The 8875-nt window shown below is 65.4% G+C and carries 6 protein-coding genes; 3 read left to right on the forward strand and 3 right to left on the reverse strand.

The features are described from left to right. Nucleotides 1-1135: histidine kinase dimerization/phospho-acceptor domain-containing protein (locus WAL33_RS05250; RefSeq protein ID WP_422179188.1), on the reverse strand; the 1135-nt coding region annotated here is incomplete at its 3' end. A 195-nt stretch (nucleotides 1136-1330) separates the two neighbouring features. Between WAL33_RS05250 and WAL33_RS05255 the strand changes: the two genes are divergently transcribed. After that, a complete protein-coding gene (locus WAL33_RS05255) occupies nucleotides 1331-2977 on the forward strand; it encodes a long-chain-fatty-acid--CoA ligase (protein WP_422179190.1) in 1647 nt (548 codons plus the stop codon). An 18-nt stretch (nucleotides 2978-2995) separates the two neighbouring features. On the opposite strand, the gene WAL33_RS05260 is transcribed toward WAL33_RS05255, so the two are convergent. After that, complete coding sequence (locus tag WAL33_RS05260; protein ID WP_422179192.1) at nucleotides 2996-3889, reverse strand: MBL fold metallo-hydrolase; 894 nt, start codon at nucleotides 3887-3889, stop codon at nucleotides 2996-2998. Between the two features lie 93 nt (nucleotides 3890-3982). Here WAL33_RS05260 and WAL33_RS05265 point away from each other — a divergent pair, with 93 nt between their 5' ends. Beyond that, nucleotides 3983-4135: a hypothetical protein gene (locus WAL33_RS05265; protein ID WP_422179194.1), complete on the forward strand. Its 153-nt coding sequence runs from the start codon at nucleotides 3983-3985 to the stop codon at nucleotides 4133-4135. On the opposite strand, the gene WAL33_RS05270 is transcribed toward WAL33_RS05265, so the two are convergent. Next, nucleotides 4132-4542, reverse strand: a complete 411-nt coding sequence (locus WAL33_RS05270) for a TIGR01244 family sulfur transferase (RefSeq protein ID WP_422179196.1) — start codon at nucleotides 4540-4542, stop codon at nucleotides 4132-4134. The two genes, WAL33_RS05265 and WAL33_RS05270, sit on opposite strands and share 4 nt — an antisense overlap. A gap of 600 nt (nucleotides 4543-5142) precedes the next feature. Between WAL33_RS05270 and WAL33_RS05275 the strand changes: the two genes are divergently transcribed. Then, entirely contained in the window at nucleotides 5143-8394 is a 3252-nt protein-coding gene (locus tag WAL33_RS05275) for a TonB-dependent receptor (RefSeq protein ID WP_422179198.1), read from the forward strand. Nucleotides 8395-8875: the final 481 nt, after the last annotated feature.

Consider the following 8875-nt stretch of genomic DNA (forward strand, 5'->3'; position numbering starts at 1 on the left):
CGCCGACGCCGGTGTCGACCACCCGCAACCGGATCTCGCACGCGCCGTTGGTCGCCAAGGACGGGGCCACCGGCGAGGACGGCGCCAGGAGTTGGACCGTCACCCCGCCCTGGCTGGTGAACTTCAGGCTGTTGGAGATCAGGTTCATCAGCACCTGGCGGATGCGCTGGGGGTCGGCCAGGATCCAGGCGGGCGCGGACGGATCGATCTGGATCGTCAGCCACAGGCCCTTCTCGGCGGCGGCGTCGCGCCAGGCGTCGCCGGCCGCGCGGACCAGGTCGTGCAGGTTGACGGCCACATGGTCCAGATCGACCTTGCCCGCCTCGATCTTCGACAGGTCCAGCACGTCGTTGAGAACCTGCATCAGGCTGTCGCCCGACTTGATCATCAGACGCACGTGGCGGCGCTGGGCCTCGTTGAGGTTGGTGCGATCCAGGGCGTAGGCCATGCCCAGCAGGCCGTTCATCGGCGTTCGCAGCTCATGGCTGGTGACGGCCACGAAGGTCGACTTGGCGCGGTTGGCCTCCAGGGCCCGCTCGCGCTCTTCGCGCAGGCCGCGGGTCAGGGCGTCCATCCGGTTGGCGGCGGCGCGATTGGCGAGCACGACGGCGACCGTGGTCAGCACCACCATAGCCGCGGCCAGCCGCGTGGTGTTGGGACCCACGCCGCCGCCTGCCAGGAAGAAGATCGGGAAGACCAGCAGGCATATCATCGGCGTCACGGCGCTGATCGCCAGCAGGACGAGGGGCTGGTGCCGAAAGTTCTGGGCAAAGATGATCTGGCCGGCCCAGATCGCGAAGGCCGCCATCTTGAGATCGGCGTGAGTCGACAGCCAGAACATCGCGCCCAGGGTCGCCCAGGTCAGATTGATCGGCAGGGCCGCCCAGACGAAGGCGGCGCGAGCGGCCGGCCGGCCGGGCACGCCCGCCTTGAATCGCCGCGTGGCCAACCGCGCCAAGCTCTCGCAAGCCATCAGGGTCAACAGCCAACCGATCGCCACGGCGAAGCCGAGGGCGTAGGCGGCCACGCTCGCCACCAACAGAGCGGGAACAAGCCGCGAGGGCAGCAGGCGATGAATGTCCATCGCCACCTCGTCCAACCGGTCGTCGGCCCATATGGCGTCGAAAGCGCGCACTGAATTCCCGTCCTGCCGCCCGTTGTGTAGGCGAGGCGACATATAAGTGATCGCGTCGCCGATGACCTGCATGCGACCTGCGGCGGATCAGCGCGACCAGTCAAGGTTCGCGCCGCACCCACGCCGCGTTGCGCCGTCGCCGTCGCCCGGCTAGCCTTGCCTGAACAGCGATAACGAATTGGGAGGGCGGGGCCGATGCAAGGCTTGATGCAGCACGGGGCCTTGACGGTCGACAAGATCATCGACCACGCCGCCCAGTGGCACGGCGCGCGCGAGGTCGTCACCCGTTCGATCGAGGGGCCGATCGTGCGCACCACCTACGGCGCGATCCACGAACGCGCCAAGCGCGTGTCCAACGCCCTGCTGGCCATGGGGATCAAGCCGGGCGACCGAGTCGGCACCCTGGCCTGGAACACCGGCCGCCACATGGAGGCCTGGTACGGCATCATGGGCATCGGGGCGGTGTGCCACACCCTGAACCCGCGCCTGTTTCCCGAGCAGATCGCCTGGATCGCCAACCACGCCGGTGATCGCGCGATCTTCGCCGACCTGACCTTCCTGCCGATCATCGCCGGGATTCTGCAGCACCTGCCCACCGTCGAGCACGTGGTGCTGTTCACAGACCGCGACCACATGCCGGCCGACTTCAAGCCGGCGGGCGAGACGCCGACCTTCAAGGGCGTGCTGTGCTTCGAGGACATCGTCGAGCAGCATCATGCCGACTGCGCCTGGGGCGGTTTCGACGAGGGCACGGCGGCGGGGCTTTGCTACACCTCGGGAACGACGGGCGATCCCAAGGGCGTGCTCTATTCGCACCGCTCCAACGTCCTCCACACCCTGATCACGCTTCAACCGGACGTGATGGGCCTGTCGCAGAAGGACGTGATCCTGCCGGTGGTGCCGATGTTCCACGCCAACGCCTGGGGCGTGGCGTTCTCGGCCCCCGGAACCGGCGCCAAGATGGTCATGCCGGGCGCCAAGATGGACGGCGCCTCGATCTTCGAATTGCTCGACACCGAGGGCGTCACCTTCTCGGCCGCGGTGCCGACCGTCTGGCAGATGCTGCTGCAGCATCTGAAGGAGACGGGCGCCAAGCTGCCGGTGCTGAAGAAGGTGGTGATCGGCGGGGCGGCCTGTCCCGAGCACATCATCCGCGCCTTCCACGACGACTACGACGTCGAGGTGGTCCACGCCTGGGGCATGACCGAGACCTCGCCGGTCGGCACGTTGTCGGTGCTGACCGACGAACTGGAGCAACTGCCCTACGACCAGCAGATGCACTACCGGCTCAAACAGGGCCGGCCGCCGTTCGGCGTCGAGTTGAAGCTGACCGACGACGCCGGCAAGCGCCTGCCGCACGACGGCAAGAGCTTCGGCAATCTGAAGATCCGCGGCCCGATCATCGCCGCCGAATATTTCCGCGGCGCGGGCGGCAAGATCCTCGACGACGAGGGCTTCTTCGACACCGGCGACGTGGCCACGATCGACGATCACGGCTTCATGCAGATCACCGACCGGGCCAAGGACGTGGTCAAGTCGGGCGGCGAGTGGATCAGCACGATCGACATCGAAAACATCGCCATGGGCCATCCCAAGGCGGCGATGGCGGCGGTGATCGGCGTGCCGCATCCCAAGTGGGACGAGCGGCCCATCCTGCTGGTCAAGCTGAAGGCCGGCGAGACCGCCACCAAGGAAGAGTTCCTGGAGTTCCTGCAGGGCAAGATCGCCAAGTGGTGGACGCCCGACGACGTGATCTTCGTCGACGAGATCCCCCTGGGAGCGACCGGCAAGATCGACAAGAAGGTGATCCGCCAGCAGATGAAGGACTATGTGCTGCCCTGAAGGGGATAGGCCAGGTCTTCAGGCCAGCTGATATTCCGACTCCAGCCCCGCCACGCCCTCGCACGTTACCCGCCCTTCCTTCACCAGCAGCAGCATATGGGCCAGCACCGACATGGCGGCGGCCGGATGCAGGCGCGGATCGACGGCGGCGTAGAGCGTGGGGACCATGGCCTTGATCGTGGTCGGTCCCTGCGCCAGGGCGGCCAGGACCTGGGCTTCGCGCGCGCGGCGGTGGTCGGCATAGGCCTGGAGGAATGGCTCCACCTCGCGGACCGGCGAGCCGTGGGTCGGCCACAGGGTGTCGAACCCTTCGGCCTTCACCTTCTCCAGGCTGGCGAAATAGTCGCCCATGTCGCCGTCAGGCGGGGTGATCACCGTGGTCGACCAGCCCATCACATGGTCGCCGGAGAACAGGGCGTTCTCCTCCTTCAGGGCGAAACAGACATGGTTTGAGGTGTGGCCCGGCGTGGTCACGGCCCGCAGGGTCCAACCTGGGCCTTCGAAGACCTCGCCGTCGGCGATCTCGACATCGGGGCGGAAGCCTTCGTCCTCGCCGGCCTCAAGGACCAGGCCCGGATCCGGTTCGGCCAGGTGCGGCGCCCGCCGGCCGAAGATCGTCGCCCCGGTCGCCTTCTGCAGCGGACGGGCGAGGGGAGAGTGGTCGCTGTGGTGGTGGGTGACCAGGATGTGGCTGACGCTCTCGCCCTCCAGCGCCGCCAGCAGCGCCTGGAGGTGGCCGGGGAGGCCCGGGCCCGGATCGATCACCGCCACCGTCCCGCGTCCGACGATGTAGGTTCCGGTGCCGACATAGGTGAAGGGCCCCGGATTGTCGGCGATCACGCGACGGGTCAGCGGCGAGACCTGGTCGCAGCGCCCATACTCGAACTCGATGTCGCGGACGAAGGGGATCATGTCGGCCTTTCGCGTGGCTTGGCGCGGCGGCGGGCGGGAAAGTCGGCGCCGGTCTTGCGGTGAGCGATCCGTAACCCGCCCGGAGTATGGATCATGGCCGCCGACACAGCGATTTTTGTTTCAAAACGGCTCCAGCGCGCCGCCTTCGCCACACTGTGTCTCATCGCGGCCCAGTTCGGGGTGGCCAGCTGCACGCCCGAACCGGCGGCGATGGCGGCCCGGATCGTCCTGAGCCATCTCAACTAGACGCCCAACACGCCCGAGAGGTCGTAGCCCGCCTCCGCGCCCTGGCGCACCAGGGTGGCGCGGTCGGCCGCGCCCGAGGCGGCTTGGCCCAGGGACCAGGTGACGATCGAACGGGTGCCCGAACGGCAGAAGGCCAGGACCGGTCCCTCGGCGCCCTCGACCGCGCGACGCACCGCCTCGACCTGATCGTGGGTCGGCCCGCCCCGCACCGGAATATGCACATAGTCCAGGCCCGCCGCGCGCGCCGCGGCCTCGACCTGGGCGCTGGACGGCTGGCCCGGCTCCTCGTCGTCGGGGCGATTGTTGATCACCAGGACGAAACCCTCGCTCGCGGCGCGATCCAGGTCGTCGATCGCGATCTGAGGGCTGACCGACAGCGAGTCGGTTACACGGCGGAACGCGGTCATGGCTTGTACTCACAGGAAAGGGCGGCGCCGAAACGGTGTCGCCCATCATCCTGACACTCGGGCGCCTGCGCAACGGTCGGCGCCGGTGAAATGTGTCGGAAATTTGAGCGGGTCCTGGGAATAATATCCCACTGATCGTCAAGTTTAAGCATTTGGTACCGATATAAGTTCGCCTCGTTGGGGGCATTTTATCAAATGTCAATGCGGCGGGAGGTCTTTTGACCGCTGGAATGACTATTGTTCGCGGAATGCGCCCAGTTCCATCGGGCGGGTGGAATTTGCCTTTGCTCCCAACGGGATACGGGGGGTGAGACCCGTGTTATCGATGGGTTTGTGGAAGAATTGAGCGGTGTTCGTCAGAAATGAGGCGATCGTGTTGCGATAATGCGACAGCCCGAGGCGATGTTATTACGGATCGGTAATGGCAATTGACCGGCGCGCGGCGCGGCTCCTAACGTCGACCCAACCGGGGAAATGTTTTCCGGGACACCTAAGTTCTCGCGGTGGAGTTGGGGCAAAAATCCACACAGGCCGAACGTAACGCCCCCGAAAGGGGCGTGTGCTGTCGGTTGGATGCTCCGCCGCGCTAGAGGGGATAATATGAAGATCAATTCCACCAAGGGCGGCGTGCGCGTGCGCCTTCTGACCTCGACGCTGCTGGCCGGTCTGGCTTCGGTCGCCGCGCCGCTGGCGATCACGGCGGTCGCCACGGCGATCCCGACCCTGGCCTCGGCTCAGGATTATACCTCGGGCAACATCTCCGGTAAGGTCGAGGACGCTTCCGGCGCTCCGATCGCCAATGCGACCGTGGTCGTCACCTCGGGCCAAGGCACCACGCGGACCTTGACCACGGGCGCCGACGGTTCGTTCTTCTCGCCCGCTCTGCAGGCCGGCTCCTATCGCGCGACGATTTCGGCTTCGGGCTACAGCGCCGCCGAAAACCAAGTCGTCTCGGTCGTCGCGGGCGGCTCGAACAACTTCATCTTCACGCTGCAACAAGTCGGCTCGGTCAGCGAAGTCGTCGTCTCGGCGACCCGTAGGACCCAGGACTTCTCGCGCACCGACACCGGCCTCGTCGTCGATGTCCAGGAAGTCGCCAGCCGCGTTCCGCTCGGCCGTTCGATCAACTCGGCCGTCCTGCTGGCGCCGGGCGTCGGCACCGCCGACGCCTCGATCGCCGCCAACGGCGTGCGCCGCAACCAGTCGGCCGTCACCGTCTCGGGCACCTCGGCCGCTGAAAGCGTCTATTACATCAACGGCCTGAACGTCACCGACCAGCGGACGTTCCTGGGCTATTCGGACCTGCCCTTCGAAGCCATCCAAAGCGTCGACGTCAAGTCGGGCGGTTACCAAGCCGAATTCGGCCGCGGCACCGGCGGCGTCGTCAACATCGTGACCCGTTCGGGCTCGAACGACTTCCACTTCGGCGTCAGCACCCAATGGACGCCGAACAGCCTGCGCGGCAAGCGCGGCACCGCCTATGCTCCGGGCGGCAACAACTCGGTCGGTCAGACCGTGTTGAACCAGTACTCGAAGTCCGACACCAACGAACAGACGATCTGGGGCAGCGGTCCGATCATCGAAGACCACGTCTTCGCCTTCCTGCTGTACAATGCGCGCTACACCAGCACCAAGGGGCCGGTGCAGTTCACGAACCCGACGACCGCCAACGGAACCCAACTGAACACCAAGTACAACGATCCCCGGTGGTTCGGTAAGTTCGACTTCGTGCTGAACGAAAATCACCGCATCGAGGCGACCGTCTTCTCCGACTCCTCGACCACCGACTTCGCCCCGTTGAACTTCGCTCGCTCGACGGGCAAGTCGACGGGACCGCTGAACCCCTATTGGCAAGAGTCCGGCGGTCTGAACCAGATCTACAAGTACACGGGCGTGTTCACCGACTGGTTCACCCTGTCGGCCCTGTATGGTTCGATCGAAAGCGACTACAAGGACTACGGCCCCAACATCGAACAACCGGGCATCCTGGACTTCGGCGCCCTGGCCGGCGGCAACGCCACCAGCGGCCGTCAAGGCGGCCCTTTCAACCTTGAAGGCAAGGACGAGCGCAAGACCTATCGCGTCGATGGCGACTTCTACTTCAAGGCGTTCGGTGATCACCATCTGAAGGTCGGCTACGATCGCGAAGACCTCGTCTCGTCGGCGCTCAGCGCCTATTCGGGCGGCGCTCTTTACTACGCCTATGCGCAAGCCGACTGCCCCGCCGGCGCCGGCATCTTCGGTTGCGCTGAAAAGCTGACCTTCGCCAACGTCGGTGATTTCGAAGCCGAGCAATCGGCTTGGTATGTTCAAGACTCGTGGCAAGTCACGCCGAACTTCAGCCTGCAGCTGGGTGTTCGCGCCGACATCTACGACTACAAGAACGTCGACGGCAAAAGCTACATCAACATCGACGACCAGTATGCGCCGCGCCTCGGCTTCAACTGGGACCCCTTCGGCAACGGCGACGACAAGATCTACGGCTCGGTGGGCGACTACTACCTGCCTATCGCTCTGAACACGTCGATCCGCGCCTCGTCGGGTGAAATCTACACCGACCAGTATTTCCAAACGACCCGCTCGGCGCCCTGCTTGACCGATGCCTCGTGCGGCTTGCTGACGCTGAACGGCGCCTACCCGACCATGGGCGCTCAGATCGGCGCGACGGACTACTTCAGCCCCCCCGGCGCCCCCGATCCCCGCTCGGTCATCGAGAAGGACCTGGAGCCGATGTACGAACGCGAGTTCGTGCTGGGCTATGAACACCGCTTCCGCGAAGGCATGCTGGCCGACTGGAAGGGCGGCGTTCGGTATATCAACCGGAACCTGAAGAGCACGATCGAAGACACCGCCATCGGTGACGCCATCGCGCGCTATTGCACCCGCACCAGCAATGCGACTTGCGTCACCGCCGCCGGCGACACGCCGACGTCGGCTCCGTCGGACTTCTCGGCTGTTTTCCCGTACGTCCTGATCAACCCGGGTGACGGCGCCACGGTCTTTATCGACCTGCAGGGGGATCCTCGGACGACCGGCACCGGCGCCGCCAACCCGGCCTACAATCCGCAAACGATCAACCTGACGGCCGAAGATCTGAAGCTGCCGGAAGTTGAGCGTAAGTACCAGGCGGTCGAGTTCACCTTCGAACGTCCGTTCGACGGCAAGTGGGGCGTGCAAGGTTCGTACGTCTGGGCCAAGTCGCGCGGCAACTACGAAGGCGCGGTGAAGTCGGATGTCGGTCAAACCGACACGTCGATCACGCAAGACTTCGACCACAACGCCAACACCGTGGGTTCGTACGGCTCTCTGCCTAACGGTCGTAAGCACACCTTCAAGGCGTTCGGCACCTGGTCGCCCTTCGAAAAGCTGATGATCGGCGCCAACGCCACGATCCAATCGGGTCGTCCGTATGGCTGTATCGGTTATCTGCCGCAGTCGATCGATCCGCTGGCTCCCGACTCGGGCACGCCGTCGGCTTGGTACTGCCCGAACGGCACGTCCAAGGGCACCGCCACGACGCTTGCGCCCCAGCTGACCGCTCTGGGCCAGCCGAACCTCTCGTATAACAGCGTTGCGACGCCGCGTGGTTCGGTTGGTAACACCGACTGGACCTATCAGTTGGACCTGAGCGTGGCCTATAAGATCCTCGAGTCCGACACCCGCGGCAGCCTGACGGCCACCGTGGACGTCTTCAACCTGTTCGACGGTGACTCGATCACCCGCGTGGTCGAGCAAGGCGAAGTCCGGACTTCGGCCGGCGCCATCAAGGGCGTTCGCGCGCCTTACTACGGCATGCCGCGCACCTATCAGAGCCCGCGCACCGTGCGCTTCGGTCTGAAGTACGCCTTCTAAGACCAAGGTTCCTTCGGGAAACCTGGAAAGGGCCGCCCCTCGGGGCGGCCCTTTTTCTTTGGGTGTCTTCCCGGCTTCGAGAGCATGGCTGAAGACGTTCGCAGGTGCGCGTCCCTCGTCAGCCGGCGTCGATGCTCGGCGGATAGGGAGCAAAGTCTAGCGGTTTCAACACTCTAGAATTTCTCGGCCTAAGTTATCCCCACCCCTCCGGAGCGCCCGCATAATGCCTGCACCTGAAAGCACGGGAAGGGCGCACGTACGGCGACCGATGCGGCTTTCGGGGGTGGTCGAGCGGGAAGCGTTTGCTGGTGGCCTTGAGTGGCGACTTCACGACGGACCTGGGCAGGTTCCTTGCAACACAGGACGAAGCCCAGGCGGCGAAGGATCGGCAAGCGCAACAGGTCCGGGCTGAAATCGCCCGGGCGGTCCAGGACGCGCCAACGTCCCGCCCGTCGGGGGCCTCCATCGGAGCGGGTTAAAA

It is taken from the genome of Caulobacter sp., assembly GCF_049283275.1.
In the GTDB taxonomy this organism is placed as follows: Bacteria; Pseudomonadota; Alphaproteobacteria; order Caulobacterales; family Caulobacteraceae; genus Caulobacter.